Annotated in this window: 19 protein-coding genes; 3 read left to right on the top strand and 16 right to left on the bottom strand. The window is 73.6% G+C overall.

Translation table 11 applies throughout. The features are described from left to right. Positions 1-43: 43 nt before the first annotated feature. From HD601_RS21905 to HD601_RS21970, 14 genes are all read right to left on the bottom strand, one after another. Positions 44-637: a hypothetical protein gene (locus HD601_RS21905; protein ID WP_184825438.1), complete on the bottom strand. Its 594-nt coding sequence runs from the start codon at positions 635-637 to the stop codon at positions 44-46. Then, positions 618-1181 (bottom strand): phage tail protein, encoded by a 564-nt coding sequence (locus HD601_RS21910; RefSeq protein ID WP_221441197.1) that lies wholly within the window; start codon positions 1179-1181, stop codon positions 618-620. The genes HD601_RS21905 and HD601_RS21910 overlap by 20 nt, the downstream gene beginning before the upstream one ends. Further along, positions 1178-3103, bottom strand: a complete 1926-nt coding sequence (locus HD601_RS21915; protein WP_184825440.1) for a putative baseplate assembly protein — start codon at positions 3101-3103, stop codon at positions 1178-1180. The genes HD601_RS21910 and HD601_RS21915 overlap by 4 nt, the downstream gene beginning before the upstream one ends. 3 nt (positions 3104-3106) lie before the next feature. Continuing rightward, positions 3107-3466, bottom strand: a complete 360-nt coding sequence (locus HD601_RS21920; protein WP_184830115.1) for a GPW/gp25 family protein — start codon at positions 3464-3466, stop codon at positions 3107-3109. 83 nt (positions 3467-3549) lie between these two features. Then, entirely contained in the window at positions 3550-5310 is a 1761-nt protein-coding gene (locus HD601_RS35920; RefSeq protein WP_184825442.1) for a phage baseplate assembly protein V, read from the bottom strand. Continuing rightward, entirely contained in the window at positions 5307-5960 is a 654-nt protein-coding gene (locus HD601_RS21930; protein WP_184825444.1) for a CIS tube protein, read from the bottom strand. The genes HD601_RS35920 and HD601_RS21930 overlap by 4 nt, the downstream gene beginning before the upstream one ends. Then, positions 5960-6535 (bottom strand): hypothetical protein, encoded by a 576-nt coding sequence (locus HD601_RS21935; protein WP_184825446.1) that lies wholly within the window; start codon positions 6533-6535, stop codon positions 5960-5962. The genes HD601_RS21930 and HD601_RS21935 overlap by 1 nt, the downstream gene beginning before the upstream one ends. 2231 nt (positions 6536-8766) lie before the next feature. Beyond that, complete coding sequence (locus tag HD601_RS21940; RefSeq protein ID WP_184825448.1) at positions 8767-9252, bottom strand: phage tail protein; 486 nt, start codon at positions 9250-9252, stop codon at positions 8767-8769. After that, positions 9245-9418, bottom strand: coding sequence for a DUF6760 family protein (locus tag HD601_RS21945; protein WP_157740718.1), 174 nt, complete (start codon positions 9416-9418; stop codon positions 9245-9247). Before HD601_RS21945 ends, HD601_RS21940 begins: the two co-directional genes overlap by 8 nt. A gap of 6 nt (positions 9419-9424) precedes the next feature. Further along, a complete protein-coding gene (locus tag HD601_RS21950) occupies positions 9425-9934 on the bottom strand; it encodes a hypothetical protein (protein WP_221441199.1) in 510 nt (169 codons plus the stop codon). Next, positions 9931-10410 carry a phage tail protein gene (locus HD601_RS21955; RefSeq protein WP_221441200.1) on the bottom strand — a complete coding sequence of 160 codons (480 nt, stop codon included), beginning with the start codon at positions 10408-10410 and terminating at the stop codon, positions 9931-9933. Before HD601_RS21955 ends, HD601_RS21950 begins: the two co-directional genes overlap by 4 nt. 28 nt (positions 10411-10438) lie before the next feature. Beyond that, a complete protein-coding gene (locus tag HD601_RS35925) occupies positions 10439-12010 on the bottom strand; it encodes a phage tail sheath subtilisin-like domain-containing protein (protein WP_184825450.1) in 1572 nt (523 codons plus the stop codon). A gap of 149 nt (positions 12011-12159) precedes the next feature. Beyond that, positions 12160-12546 (bottom strand): DUF4280 domain-containing protein, encoded by a 387-nt coding sequence (locus tag HD601_RS21965; protein WP_184825452.1) that lies wholly within the window; start codon positions 12544-12546, stop codon positions 12160-12162. Positions 12547-12571: 25 nt separating this feature from the next. Next, positions 12572-13039 (bottom strand): septum formation family protein, encoded by a 468-nt coding sequence (locus HD601_RS21970; RefSeq protein WP_221441201.1) that lies wholly within the window; start codon positions 13037-13039, stop codon positions 12572-12574. Between the two features lie 124 nt (positions 13040-13163). Here HD601_RS21970 and HD601_RS21975 point away from each other — a divergent pair, with 124 nt between their 5' ends. From HD601_RS21975 to HD601_RS21985, 3 genes are read left to right on the top strand one after another with little or no spacing between them, the layout of a single operon-like run. Continuing rightward, the gene (locus HD601_RS21975) at positions 13164-13529 is read left to right on the top strand and encodes a VOC family protein (RefSeq protein WP_184825456.1); all 366 of its coding nucleotides are present in this window, start codon (positions 13164-13166) and stop codon (positions 13527-13529) included. A gap of 14 nt (positions 13530-13543) precedes the next feature. Beyond that, positions 13544-13891: a metalloregulator ArsR/SmtB family transcription factor gene (locus HD601_RS21980; RefSeq protein ID WP_184825458.1), complete on the top strand. Its 348-nt coding sequence runs from the start codon at positions 13544-13546 to the stop codon at positions 13889-13891. Beyond that, entirely contained in the window at positions 13888-14328 is a 441-nt protein-coding gene (locus HD601_RS21985; RefSeq protein WP_184825460.1) for an SRPBCC domain-containing protein, read from the top strand. Before HD601_RS21980 ends, HD601_RS21985 begins: the two co-directional genes overlap by 4 nt. Before the next feature lie 65 nt (positions 14329-14393). Here HD601_RS21985 and HD601_RS21990 read toward each other — a convergent pair whose 3' ends face one another. Together HD601_RS21990 and dapA are read right to left on the bottom strand one after the other, a co-directional pair. Continuing rightward, the gene (locus HD601_RS21990; protein ID WP_184825462.1) at positions 14394-16082 is read right to left on the bottom strand and encodes a ribonuclease J; all 1689 of its coding nucleotides are present in this window, start codon (positions 16080-16082) and stop codon (positions 14394-14396) included. Further along, complete coding sequence (dapA, locus tag HD601_RS21995; RefSeq protein WP_184825464.1) at positions 16079-17011, bottom strand: 4-hydroxy-tetrahydrodipicolinate synthase; 933 nt, start codon at positions 17009-17011, stop codon at positions 16079-16081. Before dapA ends, HD601_RS21990 begins: the two co-directional genes overlap by 4 nt. Positions 17012-17020 lie beyond the last annotated feature (9 nt).

Consider the following 17020-nt stretch of genomic DNA (forward strand, 5'->3'; position numbering starts at 1 on the left):
GCCGACCTTCTCCATGATCAACTCGGTTGGGGAGGCGCCATACTCAGCCGAGGAGGGCGACGAGGCTCAGGCCGGTCAGCACGATCAGGCCCACGACGAAGAGGATCAGCCACCACGGGGCCACCCACGGGACCGGAGCGGGCGGGGCGGGCGCGGGCGGCGGCGGGGCCACGACGGCGACCGGCAGCGGCTCCGGGACGACCACCATGGGCCGGCCGCAGCGCAGGCAGACCGCGGCGCGCGGCGGGTTCGGCTCGGCGCAGTGCGGGCAGGGCAGCGACGCGATGGTCTGGGCGCCGACGGTGCCGGGCAGCCGGCGGCGGGCGTCGTCGCCGGCCTCCGCGCCGCCATGCGCGGACTGGCGGACCGCCCAGAACAGCGGGTAGTCGCAGCGGGAGCAGAAGCCGGCGGCGTCGCGCCGGGCGAGGTCGACCAGACCGGGCGTGCCGCAGCGCGGGCAGACGACCGGCTCGGTCGCCTCGCCGCCGGCCATGGACGCGAAGGCGGGCGCGGGACCGACCGCGGACACGGCGACCGGCGGCCCGGCCGGTCCGTCGAGCGGCTCCAGCGCGGCCGGGGTGACGTCGACGCGGGCCGGGGCGACCGGCGGTTCGGGATCAGTGCGCTCCAGGGCCATGCCCGCCTCCGTCCCTCGCCGACGCCTTCACCGACGTCCAGATCAGCCGCTCGCCGACCCACAGCTCGCCCCGCACGTGCGCGGGCACCTCGTCGGCGACGACGGCGGCGAAGTCCGGCTCGGACAGCCAGCCGGTCGTCGTCACCGTCATCCGCACCCACGCGGGGTCGGGAGGCGCCTCGCCGTCGAGCCAGACGCCGCCGCCGTCGACGACCTCGGCCGGGCCGCCGCTGAGCACCTCGAGCGTGCGGGTGAGCCCGTGCCGGGTGCCGCGCCAGGCCAGCGTCTGCGCCGAGGCCCGGACGACGGTGCGGGCGGCGCGGTCGGGCAGCGACGGGTCCAGCCCGTCGAGGCCGATCCAGCCGGCCAGCCACCGCACCATGGCGTCCGGCGCCACGGCCACGTCGCCCAGGTGCTCGAGGTTGTCCGCGCCCTCGGCCAGCGAGTCGGCGCCGTGCTGGAAGATCGACAGGAACCGGACGAAGAAGTCGTCGTCCAGCATGCCGATCGGCATCTGCGTCACCAGCCACTGCGGCGACCTCACCGGACCACCACCTGGTGCGCGGCGGACAGGAACAGGGAGTCTGGGGCCAGCCTGATGATGTCGCGGCCGCTGCCCAGCCGGCGGCCGGTGCGCAGGTCGAACTCGAACAGCAGCACCTCGTCGACGCGGTCGACGCCGTCGACGGCCTCGATCAGCTGCGAGACGGCGGCGAAGCTGAGGTCGGCGTCGAACGGCCAGCCGGTGCCGTCGGGCCCGCCGGTCAGCGGGTTCACGTACCGAGTGAGCTCCTCGACGATGCGGCCGCTGACCAGCTCCGCGGGCCGGCCGGTCGCCGTCCGGACCATGGCCGCCACGCTGACGCCCTGGTAGAACGGCGTCGTCAGCTCGACGGCGGTGCCGACCAGCCGGTGCCGGTCGAGGTGCGTGCCGACGGTGTCCAGCAGCGGCGCGGACAGCGCGAAGTCGTCGAGCCGGTGGTCGCGGGGATGGCTGCGCACGTGCGGCACCAGCATGACCCGCGCCGACCCGTCGCCGGGCAGGCACCGCGCCCGCGCCACCTGCGCCGACGCCTCGCGGGCCAGCCGCTCGAAGTCGCCCGCGGTCACGGCGCGGCGGCCGGTGCGCAGCGTCAGCGGGCCGCGGACCTTCGCCTCGGCGACGGTCTCGGCATCGACCCCGCCCGTGGCCGGGGCCAGGTTCGTCACCGACGTCACGTAGGGCACGGTCGTCAGCAACTCGGTCAGGGTGTGCGCGCCGACGTTGCCGGCCCGGCCGCCGCCCGTGCGGTAGCCGCTCACGACGATCTCAGCGCCGTCGGGCGGGACGGCGCCGTGTTGGCGGCTGCCGCCGTCGGGATAGCGCACCCGCGGCCCGAACCGGACCTCGCCGGTCGCGGAGTCCCACACGACGTGCCGGTCGCCCGGGCCGCTGTCGGTGAAGTCGGGCACCTCGGTCCAGGTGTGCGCGCCGCCGCGGTCGACGACGCGGACCAGCTCGTCGCCGCGCCGGGGCAGCACGGGCGCCGCCGACACGGCGAAGACCTGGCCCGGCGCCCCGGTGGAGCGGCCCAGCGTCTCCGCCGGAATGGCGCTGGCGTGCTCGGCCGCCGTCGTGCCGCCGATGGCCGCCACCTCCAGCGACCTGATGCGGGGCGGACGCCGGTACGTCGGCTGACCGGCCTCGGGCGCGCGCAGGCGGCCGCGCACCCAGTACGCCGTCCGCTCGCCCAGCAGCAGCGACCGGTGCTCGCGCGGAATCAGCAGCACGATCTCGCCGTCGCGGTTCAGCCCGCCGGTGGTGTCGCGGTGCACGACGGCGGACACCCAGGCCTCCCCCGTCCATGCCTCCCAGGCCAGCGGCGGACGGCGCGGGTCGACGCCGATCCCCTCGGCCTCGGCCGCGATGGTGAGCCGGACGGCGGCGCCGGCCAGGCTGTCGGCGAACCCGAGCACGACGGCGTCGCCCGGGGTCAGTCCCGGCGAGAAGCACTCGACCGGCAGGCCGAGGACGGTGAAGTCGGTCCACCGGTCGCTGATCCGCTCGGCCGCGTCCGCGGTGAGCAGCCCCGTCAGCTCCGGCGGGCGGATGGCGAGGTCGTCGACGGTGGCGAACACGACGCGGTCCGGCGCGCCCGCCGTCGCCACCGGGGTCCCCGCCGGCACGACGACCGTCCGCTCCAGCGCCGCGGACAGCCAGAACGTGAGGTCGGCGCGGGCCACCGACGGCGGGAACGGCTCGATGCCGACGAGGTTGAGGAAGTGCACGTACAGCTTCTCGGGCACCTGGTTGAGCCGGAAGATCACGCTCTCGCTCATCCACGCGAACAGCTCGATCAGAGCGACGCCGGGATCGGCGACGTTGTGGTTGGTCCACTCCGGGCAGTACCGCGGGATCAGCCGCTTCGCCTCGTCGACGATGTCCTGGAACCGCCGGTCGTCCAGGTTCGGTGCGGGCAACGGCATGGCTCACTCCTCACGCGGGATGACGTAGAACGGGTAGACCAGGTTGCGGCGGTCGTTCGTGGTGCGGACGCGGTAGACGATGCCGATGCGCACCAGCCCGGACTCCTCCTCGTCCTGGACCGGCGTCACCTCCTCGACCTCGACCCGCGGCTCCCACCGGGCGATCGCCTCGCGCACCGCCTCGGCGATCAGCCCGACGAGGTTCGGCGTCACCGGCTCGAACATGAGCTCCCAGATGCGGCAGCCGAAGTGCGGGCGCATCACCCGCTCGCCCGGCGCTGTCAGCAGGATCACCCGGATCGACCGGTCCAGCTCCTCCGGCCCCGTCGTCAGCCGGATCGAGCCGGTGTGGTCGACCTGCATCGGCCAGAAGAACCCGCGCCCGACGACGTCGGCGTCGAGGCGGTCGGGCGGCAGCGGCGCGCGGACGGGGCGGTCGTCGTCGGTCAATTGATCGCCACCGCCTTCCCCTTGACGGTGGTCATGCCGTCGGCCTCGATGCTGGTGGCCCCCGCCGCCTTCACCGTCAGGTTGGTTCCGGCGCTCAGGTCCAGCGCCTGGGTCGCCTTGATCTGCACGGTCGGGCCCTCGAGGCTCAGCTGCCTGCGGGCTTTGACGGCGATGGTGTCGGCCTCGATGGTGAGCCCGTTGCTGCCGTCGACGACGATCGTCGTGGTGCCGGCCTTGATCGAGAGCGGCACGCCCGACGGCACCTCGACGTCCAGGCGGTCCTTCCCCAGCCGGATCCGGTGCTCCCCGCCGGCCAGCGCGAGCAGGACGTGCTGCTCCGCCGGCTGGGCGCCGTCGGCCAGCTCCACGACGTGGCCGAGCCGCGAGGTGAACCGCCGGTGCGCGACACCGTGGGCCACGTCGTGCTCCGGGATCTTGTCCTTGCCGTTGTGCAGGCCGGCGAGGATCACCGGCCGGCGCAGGTCGCCGCCCTCGAACGCCACCAGGACCTCGTCGTCGACCTCGGGGATCACGACGAGTCCGCGGTTGCCGCCGGCGCCGACCGTCGCGATGCGGGCCCAGTCGCTGGCCTGGTCCCGCGAGATCGCCGGGAACACCACCCGCGCGCGCCCGCGCTTCTCCGGGTCCTTGAGATCGCTCACGACGCCGCTCATCAGGCCGTAGTACCGGCCGCCGGTGTCGGCCCGGCCGCGCCCGACGTCTTCGCGGCCGCCGAGCAGGTCCACGAGCGTGGCCGGTGACCGGTCGCCCGCCACGAACCGGGTGTGGAAGCCGCCGCGCCGGTAGACGTGCTCGACCCGGCTGACGTGGTACGTCCCCGACAGCGGGCCCGCGTTCGTCACGGTGAGCGCCACGCCTGGCGCGATGCCCGCGTCCGCCGGGCCCCGCCCGCCGGCCGTGACCGCGGCACGGGCGATCGAGTCGCGCAGCGACGCCGCGACGGCGCTGGCCTCCCCGCCGTCCGCCACCGTCCGGACGACGTCGATGGGCCGCGTCCTCCGATCCGAGGCGGCGCGGAAGACGAGGTCGGCCAGCGGTCCCCTGCCACGCGCGGCCGCCTCCTCGACCTTGGCGGGCCCCGAGACGATGGCCTCCTTCTTCCACACGTCCCAGCCGTGGACGCGGACCTCCTGCGGCACGTCGACCGCGCTCACCGAGAACTCCAGCAGGTCCGTGCCGAGCGCGCGGCTCACCTCGGGACCGCGGCCGGGCAGCTCGGCGACGAGCGTCTTGCCCTCCATCCACCAGTCCCAGCTGAGCCGGTCGGCGATCTCGTCGACGAACTCGAGGTCGGTGCCCACCTGCAGGACGTGCGGTTGTGCCCCGGGGGCCGGCGGGGTCCGCACACCCAGCCCGGCGTCGCCGGCCACCTGAGCCAGGACGTCGCGGAACGAGCGGTTGGTGAAGGTCCGCACCGTGGGGCTCCCGGTGAGCAGACGGGCGTCGTCGTGCGCGGTGACGACCAGCTCCGGCGGGAGCCCGTCGCGCTGCTCGACGGCGAGGCCCGTCACGGCGCCTCCGGCGAGTACGCCGCCGCCGACGACCCCGACCTCGATGCGCACGCCGACCTTGAACGTCGTCTTCGACGCGAGGGCGTAGCCGGGATCGGTGAAGCGCAGGGTGATCGTACCGACGCTGCGCAGCCCGCGCTCGGCGCGCAGCTCGACCAGCGCTTGGAGCGAGGCGGCCGTCAGCGCCGCGCCGTCGACCAGGATCTCCGGCGCGACCCCGCTCACGATTCCATCCTCGGGATCGAGAGCAGTCGGCCGGGCCGCAGGTCGAGCGGGTCGGCGATGGCGTTCGCCTCGGCCAGCGCCCGCCACCGGGTGGCGTCGCCGTAGTACGTGGCCGAGATGCGGTCCAGCGTCTCCCCCGGCCTGACCCGGTGCACCCGGTGCGGCCGCGGCGTCCCCGACGTCGGGTTCTGCGGCCCGAACGCGTTCGACGGCTCGTACTGGCGCAGCGTCAGCCGCAGCCGCGCGCGCAACGGCACCCCCGCCGACGAGAAGTAGGTGAACGCCAGCTCCAGGTCGCTGACGACGGCCTTGAACGAGTGCAGGTCGCCCCAGTGGAACGTCACGTACGGCGGCCGCGCGTTGTTCGTCGTCTCGTCGGTGCCCGGCAGCGACAGGTCGACCTCCATCAGCCCGACGATCTTCCCCGTGTACTTCGTCACCGGGCTGCCGTCGTGCGTGGTGTCGAAGAACAGCTCCATGCGCAGCCAGCCGGAGCGGGCGCCCGCATACCGCAGCGTCGGGACGCCCTTGCCCGGCAACCGGTCGCCCGACCACTCATTGGTCCGGCCGACCGTGAACTGGGCCGGGTTGAACAGGCAGGGCAGCCGCTCCCCGCCCTCGATCTCGAGGAACGCCTTCTCCGTCGCCACTAGAACACCCCCGGCACTCCGCGGCGACCGCGCCGCTCCAGCTCGCCGCGCACTCGTCCCTCGATCCGGTCCAGCACCAGGTCCGCCAGCTCCGCTAGGTCGGCGGGGTCGAGGTCGGTGAGCCGCCAGCGCTGGTGTGGCGGGTCTGTCAGGTCTGGTCCGGTGGCACCCGGTCCGGCCGTGTCCGGGGCCGGGGCGTCGTCGGCGGTCGTGGTGATCGGCGCCGCTGCGGCCGGCTGCGGCCCGGGGCCGCCCTGCGGGACCACCCCGGCCGGAGGCTGGATGCTCGACCCCCTGGCCGGCTGGGTCACCGGTGGATCGAGCACCGCCACCGGCGCCGGCGCCACCGACATCCGCGGCGGCGCCACCCGATCCGTCCGGGCGCCCGCCAGCATCCCCGCCAGCCCGGCGCCCGCTTCGGCCCGGAAGATGGTCGTCGTCCCCGGCAGCACCCTCCCGAGCACGGCCGGCGCCAGCTCGTGCGCCCCCACCCTCCGATCGACGACGGCGTCAGCCTGCGGTCCGCGCCACAGGGTCGCACCGGCCGCGCTGAGCGTGCCCGTCATGCTGGGCACCAGCTGTCCCCTCGCCGCTCGGCCGGCCGCCGCGCCCCCGGACCCGACGTCGGCCGGCCGACCCGCCTCACCCACCCTCGGGGCATCGCCCGGACCGGCTGTCACGCCGCGAGCCACACTGCGCCCCACTGTCACCACCGCCGGGTGAGAGACCATCCGTTCCCACGCGGGCCGCGAACCAGACCCGCCGTTCGCCCCGAGACCCGACCCGGCGGCTCGGGCGGGATGCTCGCGAGCCGATCCGACCCGCGGGACATCGCCCGGACCGGCCGCCCTGGCGACGCTACGCCACACCGTCACTCGCGGGATCCGGGACCCGACCCGACCCGGCGTCGACTCCGCCGAGCCGGCACCGCCGGCCGAACCCGCGACGGGCCCGGCCGCTCCCGGACCGGTCATGCCACGCCACCCGGTCGACGCCACGATGCGCGACGCGAAGGTGTCCCACACCGGCCGACCGGCCGCCGCACTCGCGAACCCGACATCGACCGGACGCACCGCCACGCTCCCCCGCCGGGCACCGGCGAGATCCACACTGCGCCCTCCTGTCGCCGCTGCGACACGAGAACCGAACCGCCCCCACGCCGACCGAGCCAAGGCCACACCGCCGCCAGCAACCCCGGCCAACCCCGCTCCGACCGCCGAGCGCCATACCGTCGTGCGCGTGACACCGGATGCGAGCCGTCCCCTCACGGGCTGATCCGCGACCGCACCAGCGCCGGCCGCCTCCGAGCCGGCTGCCGAGCGCCCCACCGTCGCCGCCGCGAGGCGGGATGCGAAGGCGCCCCACACCGGCCGGCCGGCCGCCGCGCTACCAGACCCGACGTCGACCGGACTGGAGGCCGCGCTCGATCGCCGGGCACCGGCGGGACCCGCCGAGTCCCTACGAACCGCACCACGCCACGCCGTCGCAGCCGGCACATGCGAGCCGAGCCGTCCCCACGCAGGCCGCGTCGCCGTCACATCGCGACCGGCGGGCACCGCGCCGGGTGCATCCCCGGCTCCGGCCGCCGTACGCCAGAGGGTCGCCGCCGCGATGCGGGACGCGAATGAGCCCCGCACCGGCCGTCCGGCCGCCGCGCTGCCGAACCCGACGTCGACCGGACGGGCGTCCGACCTCCATCGCCGGGCACCGGCGAGGTCAGCCGAGCCGCGCAGCGCCGCGATGCGCGAGTCGAACCGCCGCCACGCGCCTACGTAGGCACCGGCACCGGAGACAGGGACCTCACGAACAGAGCCGGACTGCCGGCCCCGATCAGGACCGGCCATCGCGCTGCGAGCGGCGCTGCGCCACACCGTCGCTGCCGCGACACGAGCGGCGAGCCGCCCCACCGCGACCGCACCACCGCCGACGGCTCCCGCCGAGCCCGACCCGCCACTCGCCACGCTGCGCTGCACCGTCGCCGCGGCGACGCGGGAGGCGAGCCGGCCGCGCGGCGGGCGCGGGGCAGAATCCGTCGGTGACGTGTAGACGCTGGTGCCAACAGTTGGCGTCAGCGTCAACATCCTCGAGGAGGAGTGAGACCCGGCCACGGCGCGTGAGACCCCCTCGACCGCACCAGCCACGGACGCCCCACTCGCACGACCAGGAGTCGCGCTGCGCTGCACCGTCACCGCGGCGACGCGGGAGGCGAGCCGCCCGCGCGGCGGTGTCACCATGGTCGAGGAGGAGTGAGATCCGGTCGCGGCGCGTGAGACCCCCTCGACCGCACCGGCCACGGACGCCGCCGAGGCCGTCGAAGCGGCCCGCGGCGCCGACCGGCGTCGCTGATCCTGGGGCGCGAGCATGGGACCGGCGGCCGCGACCTCGGCCGGCAGCCGCATCGGGACCGCCTTGGGGGCGAGCCGACCGGAGAACCCGCCGGGCGCATACGTCGACTCCGTCGGCACCCGCCGCACCACCCGGGCCAGCCCCGGAGCCGAACCCGAAGGCGACCCCGAGTCCGTCGGCCACCACCAGCGCGGCGGTCGCACGGCGGCGTCGGCGTCGGCGTCGGAGGAAGCGGAGACCGGGCGGGACCGCTCGGTGACGCCGGGACCGACGACGGAGGTGAGGGCGCGCCGCATCACCCGGGAGCGGCCGACGGTCGCGGCGAAGTCGTGGAAACCCGAGGCGAGGTCGCCCAGGCCGGAGCGGTCCGACGCCCCGCGGGCGCGCCGCGCGGGACGATGCCGGGCCGCCGCCGCTCGCCCGAGCGCCGACCGGTCCACACCCTCGGCCGAGTCCTCGCTCACGCCGCCCCCGATCCGCTCGTGGTCCGCGACCGGAAGCCGTTGTGCGCCACCTCGAGCTCCTCCTCCAGCGACTGCGCGCTCTCGACGTCGAACCGGGGGCCGACCCAGCGGACCGCGAAGACGCCGTCGAACTCCCAGGCGCGCAGCCGGTCGCCGCGCTCGCCGAGCACCGTCACGGCGCCGGTGCTGCGGACCAGCGAGTCGCCCGCGGCTGCGAAGCCCTGACCTGCAGTCTTGTTCACCCAGGCGAACAGCGCGTCGCCCTGGGTGAGGCCGCGGCGGAACACCAGGTTGGGCCAGCGCAGCCGGCCGGGCAGACGGTGCACGTAGCCGTTCTCGCCGCCCTCGGCGTACTCCTCCAGCTCGGCGGTCACCTCCAGGCCGCGCACCTCGCGGAAGATCCCGATCTCGACGCCGTCGACCTCGAAGAGGAACCGGTTCGAGCTGGTCGGCTCACCGCCGAGGAAATCGGCCTCAGGCATGCTCGCGCACCGCCTCCCACGCGCGGTCGTTCAACGAACCGACGGCCCGGATCATCCGGACCCGGTCGAGATGCTCCAGGTCGAGCAACGTGTCCAGCGGCCAGTGCAGGTGGTAGGCGAGGTACGCGATCTCCTGCCAGAGCGCGTCGGCCGGGTAGCGCAGCACCCCGGCTCACCTGCCGACGCCCGGGAGCTCCTCGATCGCCGACCGCCCGGGCCGCGCCCCTCGTAGCGCCGGCTCCGGGGCCCCGACGGCGACCGGCTCGCCCGGCGCCTCGTCCCCGGAGACCCCCGCCGACGCCGACGCCGAAGCCCCCGCCGGCGACGACGCCGTCACCGGCCCGAGCAACTCCTGCTGACTCTGCAGCAGCGCCTCGTAGTCGCCCTGGCTGCCGAAGTTGATGACGCCGTAGAAGTCCTGCAGGAACGCGAGGTCGACGGCGAACAGGTTCTCGATCTCGTGCGCCGTCACCAGTTCCAGCGACCCGAGCGACTCGACGACCCGGGCGAGCACGAGGATCGTGAGCCGCGGGTCGTCGGGACCGTCGACCATGGGGTCGCGCAGCGGTTCGAGCTCGTCGCGGGCCGTGGCGAGGCGCATCGTCCCGGTCCGGTGCAGTGCGCCGTCGCCGTCGACGTACCCGCGCGGCAGGACGAACTCGTACCGGGTCTGCAGGCTCACTTGACCCGCTCGAGACGCTCGACGACCAGCGTGATGTTCTCCTTCACGGCGTCGCTGCCGTCGACGGAGAGCTGGTCGGTGGCGATCTTGCTGGGCCAGCCGTTGAAGAAGTTGAACCGCGCGACCTCCGTCAGCGACGAGTTGTAGATGACGACGGAGCCGTTCTTGCGCTTCGTGGAGCGCTCCGCGCCCAGGCCCGTGGTGCGGATGTCGTTGAACCACTTCCACAGCGGGTCCTGCGTCATGTCGTTGGACGCCACGCGGGTCAGCTGGACGTCGGGGGTCTCGACGACCTGACCGATCGACTTGACCTGCTGCTTCTTGCCGTCCTTGCCGGTCTGGGTCACCTTCATGACGCCGATCTCCATGTCCAGCCCGGACACCGACATGAGCGCGCTCACCACCTCGCCGTCGATCTCGAGGAAGAAGTTCATCGCGATCATCGGGTCGAGCTTGAACAGTCCTGCCTCAGGCACGTCGGTCTCCTTCGGTCGCGGTCGCCGGTCAGGCGGCGCTCTGCTTGGTCTGGCTGATCCGGAACACCACGAACTCGGCCGGCTTGACCGGCGCGAGACCCACCTCGACGACGAGCTTCCCCTGGTCGATCGACTCCGGCGGGTTGGTCTCGGCGTCGCACTTCACGTAGAAGGCCTGGGCCGCGGACTGGCCGAACAGCGCCCCGGCCTGCCACAGCCCGTGCAGGAAGCCGGTGAGGGTCCGCGAGACCCCCTCCCACAGCTTCACGTCGTTGGGCTCGAAGACCGCCCACTGGGTGCCGTCCATGATCGTCGCCTCGACCATGTTGAACAGCCGGCGCACGTTGAGGTACGTCCAGTCGGTGTCCGACGAGAGCGTCCGGGCGCCCCAGACGCGGATGCCGCGGGTGCCGAACGGGCGGATGCAGTTGATGCCGATGGGGTTGAGCAGCGACTGCTCGTTCTGGGTCACGGGCCGCTCGACGTCGAGGACGCCGCGGATGGTGTCGTTGGCGGGCGCCTTCCAGACGCCGCGGGTCTCGTCGGTGCGCGCCCACACCCCGGCGACGTGGCCCGACGGCGGGATCAGCGCGGTCGCATCGCCGTTGGTGGCGCCGGGGTTCTCGACGCTGACCCACGGGTAGTAGAGCGCGGCGAACGCGGAGTCGTACTGCGCCTGGTCGGAGCGCCACTCCTTGATCTGCTGCGGCGTCATGCCGGGCGGCGCGTCGAGCAAGGCCATGCGGTTGGAGTACTGCTCGCAGTGCGCGATCAGCGCGGTCTGCACGGCCTTCCAGAGCCCGAGGTCGAGGCTGCCGTCGTCGCGGGTCGCGGCCGTGATCAGGTCGGGCACCAGGACCATGGTGACGTCCTCGGCGATGGCCAGGCCGTTGATGCCGGTGCGCGCGGACTCGGAGCCGGCGAACTTCCGGCCGCTGACCGGGACCGGACGGGGCGCGGCGCGCTCGAGCGGGTACTGGCCGGGCCGCAGCAGGTCCAGCTGCCCGGTGAGGTCGGTGTCGTCGGCCAGCGCGACCTTCACCGTGACGCGCGTCGATGCGGCGTTGACCACGGTCGCGGCATCGCGCGGTCCGCCCAGCGTGAGGTCGGGGTAGGACTCGACGACCTCGCCGCCCTGGACGACGTCGATGGTGAACGGCGCCGGGTCGGGGCTGTCGTCGTCGGCCGGCTCCTGCGCCGTGACGGCGACCGTGAGGTCCGCGTCGGGCTCCACGCTCTCGATGACCAGCGGGCTGCCGAGGCTGCGGTCGGACGCCGGCAGCCCCACCGTCGACGGCTCCCCCGCCGGCTCGTTGTTGGGGACGCGGACGATGTAGGCGAGCGAGCCGCCGTTCTGGAAGTAGCCGTAGACCGAGAGCGGCAGCACGGCGCCCTTCACGAAGCCGCCGTACAGCTGCTCGTACTGCGTCCAGCTGGTCACGAGCCGCGGCGCCAGGCCCTGCGGGTCGGCGGGGTCGTCGGCCGGCGCGCGCTCGGTGAACCCGACGAAGGCGGCGATGGCCGTGGGGACCGCGGTGAGGACCTTCTGCGACGAGGGAACCTCTTCGACGTACACTCCTGGCGCTGCGTAAGTGGGCACGACGACCTCTTTCTCAGGCGTGGGATCCGCACCGGTACGACCATTTCCCTGCCGGTCCCGGAATCGTACGAGGCACCATTCTCGGCCACTGCTCCGGCGATTCGGAATTCCCTCGGAACATGCACGCGCGCATGGACCGGGAATTCTCGTCAGGACGTGGTGCGCACGCTTCCCGGCTGCGTGACGGCGATGACCCCGCCCCATTGGCAGGTGCAGGTCGACGCGACGGTGAGCGCGTTCCGCCCGCCGACTCGCGTCAAGGGCGAGCCGGGCAGCCACCTCGACGTCGCCGGGATGCACGGCTGCGGCGTCAGCACGCCCATCGCGGCGCTCGTTGCGGCTGCGACCATGGGATTCGCCAAGGTGAGGCAGGTGCCGAACGGCCGGATGTTGACCAGCGGAACGGCGTCGTCGACGGTGGCGGCGGGCCGGCCCTCGACCATCACCCGGGCCAGTGGCAGCACCCCGAGCGACGACGGCGCGGAGCCGAACGTGCACATGATCTGGGCGGAGTCGACCACCTGCGGAGCGCCCATGTCGTCTCTCCCTCGCGAATTGCGCCTACATTCCGGAGTCGCGCACCGAGGCGTCCAGTTTCTCGCCCGTCGTGGTCACGAAACACACGACATCGGTGTCGCCGTCCTCCCAGCCGCGCACGGACGGGAGCAGATAGGTGAAGAACAACGCCGAATCCAGATAGTTCGTGCCGACGTATTCGCCGAATTCCTCCGCGCAGGCGCCGTCGGCGAACCGGGTGAGCGCGTCGGCCCCCGGGAACGCGTCGGCCGCCTCGCCGTCCGGCCCCGTGTAGGCGACGACGGCGTACGCCTCCTGGTCGTGCTCGCTGTCGCACGGCACGCCGGCCAGTTCGGTGAGCTCGGCCTGCACCTCGCCCGGAGCGGTGAAGCACTGGCCGGCCTCGATGTCGAGCACGCCCACGGCGCCGCCGTCGCCGTCGTCGCCCAGCAGGCCGCAGCCCGCCAGAACGAACGCGCTCAGCGCGAGCACCGCGACACCGGCAGACCGCACCGCACACCTCCTCCGCCCGTCACCGAGGCTAGGGCCGCGACCTCCGGCCGGGACAGGCCCGCGGCCCATGCGCGGAGGCATGAACGGTTGACACGTAGGATTTTTCCTACCTATGGTTCGGGGCATGAGCCTGACACAGATCCAGACGCTGACCGTGTTCGTCGACGACCAGGAGCGGGCCCGGTCCTTCTACGCCGACGTGCTCGGCTTCGAGGTCCGCACCGACGTCGCCATGGGCGACAACCGCTGGCTCGAGGTCGCCCCGCCCGGCGCTGCGACGACGATCGTGCTGCACCGCCCGTTCCCCGGCGCCACGGCCGGCTCGTCGGCCGGCACCATCCTGGCCTCGTCCGACCTCGACGCCGACGTCGACCGGCTGCGCTCCGCCGGGGTCACCGTCGACGGCCCCACGGAGCTGCCCTGGGGACGCCAGGCCACGTTCGCCGACCCGGACGGCAACGGCTACGTGCTGTCCGCGCCCGCGGCCTGACGGGGTTCGCGCCCGTGCCGCAGCGAGGCAAGTCGTCGCCGGCCGACCGGCTGTTCGGCGCGCTGGCCAACCCGACCCGCCGCGACATCCTCGACCTGCTGCTCGACGGCGAGCAGACGGTGCAGGACATCGCCGAGCGGTTCGACATGGCCCGGCCGAGCGTCTCGGAGCACCTGCGCGTGCTCCGAGACACCGACCTCGTCCGCGAGGAGCAGCGCGGCCGGCACCGCTACTACGCCGTGCACGCCGAGCCGCTGGTCGGCGTCCGCGACTGGCTCTCGCCCTACGAGCGGTACTGGCGGGCCCGGCTCACCGACCTCGGCGACGTGCTCGACGACCTGAGCGAGGGTGGCGACGCGTGACCCGCACCGAGATCGAGCTGGACCAGTTCTACCCGCACCCGCCGGCGCTGGTCTGGCGGGCGCTGACGGCGCCGGAGCTGCTGGCCCGCTGGCTGATGCCGCCCGACGGCTTCGAGCCGCGGGTCGGCGCCCGGTTCACCATGACGGCCAAGCCGATCGAGGCGGTCGGCTTCTCCGGCACCGTCGCCTGCGAGGTGCTCGAGCTGGTCGAGCCGGAGCTGATCAGCTTCAGCTGGGACGACGCCGCGGCGCCCGAGCCGTCGGGCTGGGTGGTGAGCTTCGCGCTGCGCCCCGAAGGACGCGGGACCCGGCTGCTCTTCACCCACCGCGGCTTCGACCCGGACTCCCCCGCCGCCCAGCTGTCGCGCACGATCATGGGCAACGGCTGGCGGCGGATCCTCGCCGCACTGGGCGAGGCCGCCGCCGACGCGGCGTGAGCGATGGTTGAGGGATCGGTGCTGCTCAGGCGACACCTATCCCTCAACCATCCCGGCCGGGCCCGTTAGGACTCGACGACCACCGGGATGATCATGGGGCGGCGGCGCAGCCGGCCGCCGACCCAGCGGCCGATGGTGCGGCGCACCGTCTGCTGCAGCTGGTAGGTGTCGGCGTTGCCGCCCTCGGCCGCCTTCTCGAGCGCGGTGATGAGCTCGGGCCGGATGTCGTCGAAGACGGACTCGTCCTCGGCGAACCCGCGGGCGTGGATCTCGGGGCCGCCGGTGACCTTGCCGGTGACGGAGTCGACCACCACGACGACGGAGATGAAGCCCTCTTCGCCGAGGATGCGGCGGTCCTTGAGCGAGGCCTCGGCCACGCCGCCGACGTTGGAGCCGTCGACGTAGACGTAGCCGCACGGCACCGCACCCACCACGCGGGCGACACCGTCGACGAGGTCGACGACGACGCCGTCCTCGGCCAGCGCCACGCGGTCGCGCGGCACGCCGGCGGCGACGGCGATGTCGGCGTTGGCGAACAGGTGCCGGGTCTCGCCGTGGATCGGCATGACGTTGCGCGGCTTGACCAGGTTGTACACGAACAGCAGCTCGCCGGCCGAGGCGTGCCCGGACGTGTGCACCTTGGCGTTGCCCTTGTGCACGACGGTGGCGCCCTCGCGGGTGAGGCCGTTGATGACGCGGCCGACGGCGTTCTCGTTGCCCGGGATGAGCGACGACGCCAGCACGACGACGTCGCCGGGCTCGATGCGGATGGCCGGGTGGTCGCGGTTGGCGATGCGCGAGAGCGCCGCCATGGGCTCGCCCTGCGACCCGGTGGACATGAGCACGACCTCTTCGGGCGGCAGGTTGTCGATCGACTTGAGGTCGACCAGCGTGCCGCCGGGGATGGTGAGGTAGCCGAGGTCGCGGGCGATGCCCATGTTGCGGACCATGGACCGGCCGACGAAGGCGACCTTGCGGCCGTGCGCGACGGCGACGTCGAGGACCTGCTGCACGCGGTGGACGTGGCTGGCGAACGAGGCGACCACGACACGGCGCGGCGCGCGGGCGAAGACGCCGTCGAGGACGTCGGCGATGTCGCGCTCGTGCGGGGTGAAGCCGGGCACCTCGGCGTTGGTGGAGTCGACCATGAACAGGTCGACGCCGGCGTCGCCGAGCCGGGCGAACCCGTTGAGGTCGGTCAGCCGGCCGTCGAGCGGCAGCTGGTCCATCTTGAAGTCGCCGGTGTGCAGCACGACGCCGGCGGGCGTGCGGATGGCCAGCGCCAGCGCGTCGGGGATGGAGTGGTTGACGGCGAGGAACTCGACCTCGAACGGGCCGAACCGCTCCGTCTGCCCCTCCTTGACCTGCAGCTGGTAGGCGTCGATGCGATGCTCCTTGAGCTTCGCCTCGACCAGCGCCAGGGTGAGCCGGGACCCGACGACGGGGATGTCCTGCTTCTCGCGCAGTAGGAACGGGACGGCGCCGATGTGGTCCTCGTGCCCGTGCGTGAGGACGATGGCCTCGACGTCGTCGAGACGGTCCCGGATGTACTCGAAGTCGGGGAGGATGAGGTCGACGCCGGGCTGGTTGTCCTCGGGGAACAGCACGCCGCAGTCGACGATCAGCAGCCGCCCGCCGTGCTCGAACACGGTCATGTTGCGGCCGACCTCGCCCAGCCCGCCGAGCGGGACGAGGCGCAGCGCGCCGGGGGCGAGCGGAGGGGGCGTGGAGAGTTCGGGGTGCGGATGGCTCATGCGAGCCCCGCCTCGGCGAGGTCGGCGCGCAGCAGCGCGACCTGCTCGTCGGTGGCGGGGATGAGGGGCGAGCGGACCGTGCGGTGCCGGATCACGCCCAGGTGCTGGACGGCGGCCTTGGCCATGATGGCTCCTTGGGTTCGGGTCATGATGCCGCGCACGGCCGGGATGACCTGACGGTGCAGGTCGAGCGCCCGGCGCAGGTCGCCGGAGTCGACGGCGCGGATCATCTGCGCGTACTGGGCGGCCGCCACGTGGCCGACGACGCTGACCACGCCGACGGCGCCGTGCGTGAGCAGCGCGAGGTTGAGGGCGTCGTCGCCGGAGTAGTAGGCCAGTCCGCTGCGGGCGATGACCTCGGACGAGGCGAACACGTCGCCCTTGGCGTCCTTGACCGCGACGATGCGGTCGTGCTCGGCCAGCCGGAGCAGGGTCTCGGTGGCGATGGGCACCCCGGTGCGGACGGGGATGTCGTAGAGCATGACCGGGAGGTCGGTGGCCGACGCGACGGCGACGAAGTGCTGGTAGAGCGCCTCTTGCGGCGGCCGGCTGTAGTAGGGCGTGACCAGCAGCAGCCCGTGCGCGCCGGCCTTCTGCGCGGCCTGCGCGAGCTCGCTGGTGTGGCGGGTGTCGTTGGTGCCGACGCCGGCGACGACGCGGGCGCGCGAGCCGACGGCCTCGAGCACGGCCCGCAGGATGAGGTCCTTCTCGGCGTCGGACGTGGTGGGGCTCTCACCGGTGGTGCCGCTGACCACGAGGCCGTCGCAGCCCTGGTCGACGAGCTTCTCCGCCAGGGCGGCGGTGCCCTCGAGGTCGAGACCGCCGTCGTCGAGGAACGGCGTGACCATGGCGACCGACATGCGGCCGAACGGTGCGGCCGCCGGCGCACCCGTGGTGGCGGCGGCGAGGGTGAAGAGCTCGTCAGGCATGGACAAAGG

The organism is Jiangella mangrovi (assembly GCF_014204975.1).
In the GTDB taxonomy this organism is placed as follows: domain Bacteria; phylum Actinomycetota; class Actinomycetes; order Jiangellales; family Jiangellaceae; genus Jiangella; species Jiangella mangrovi.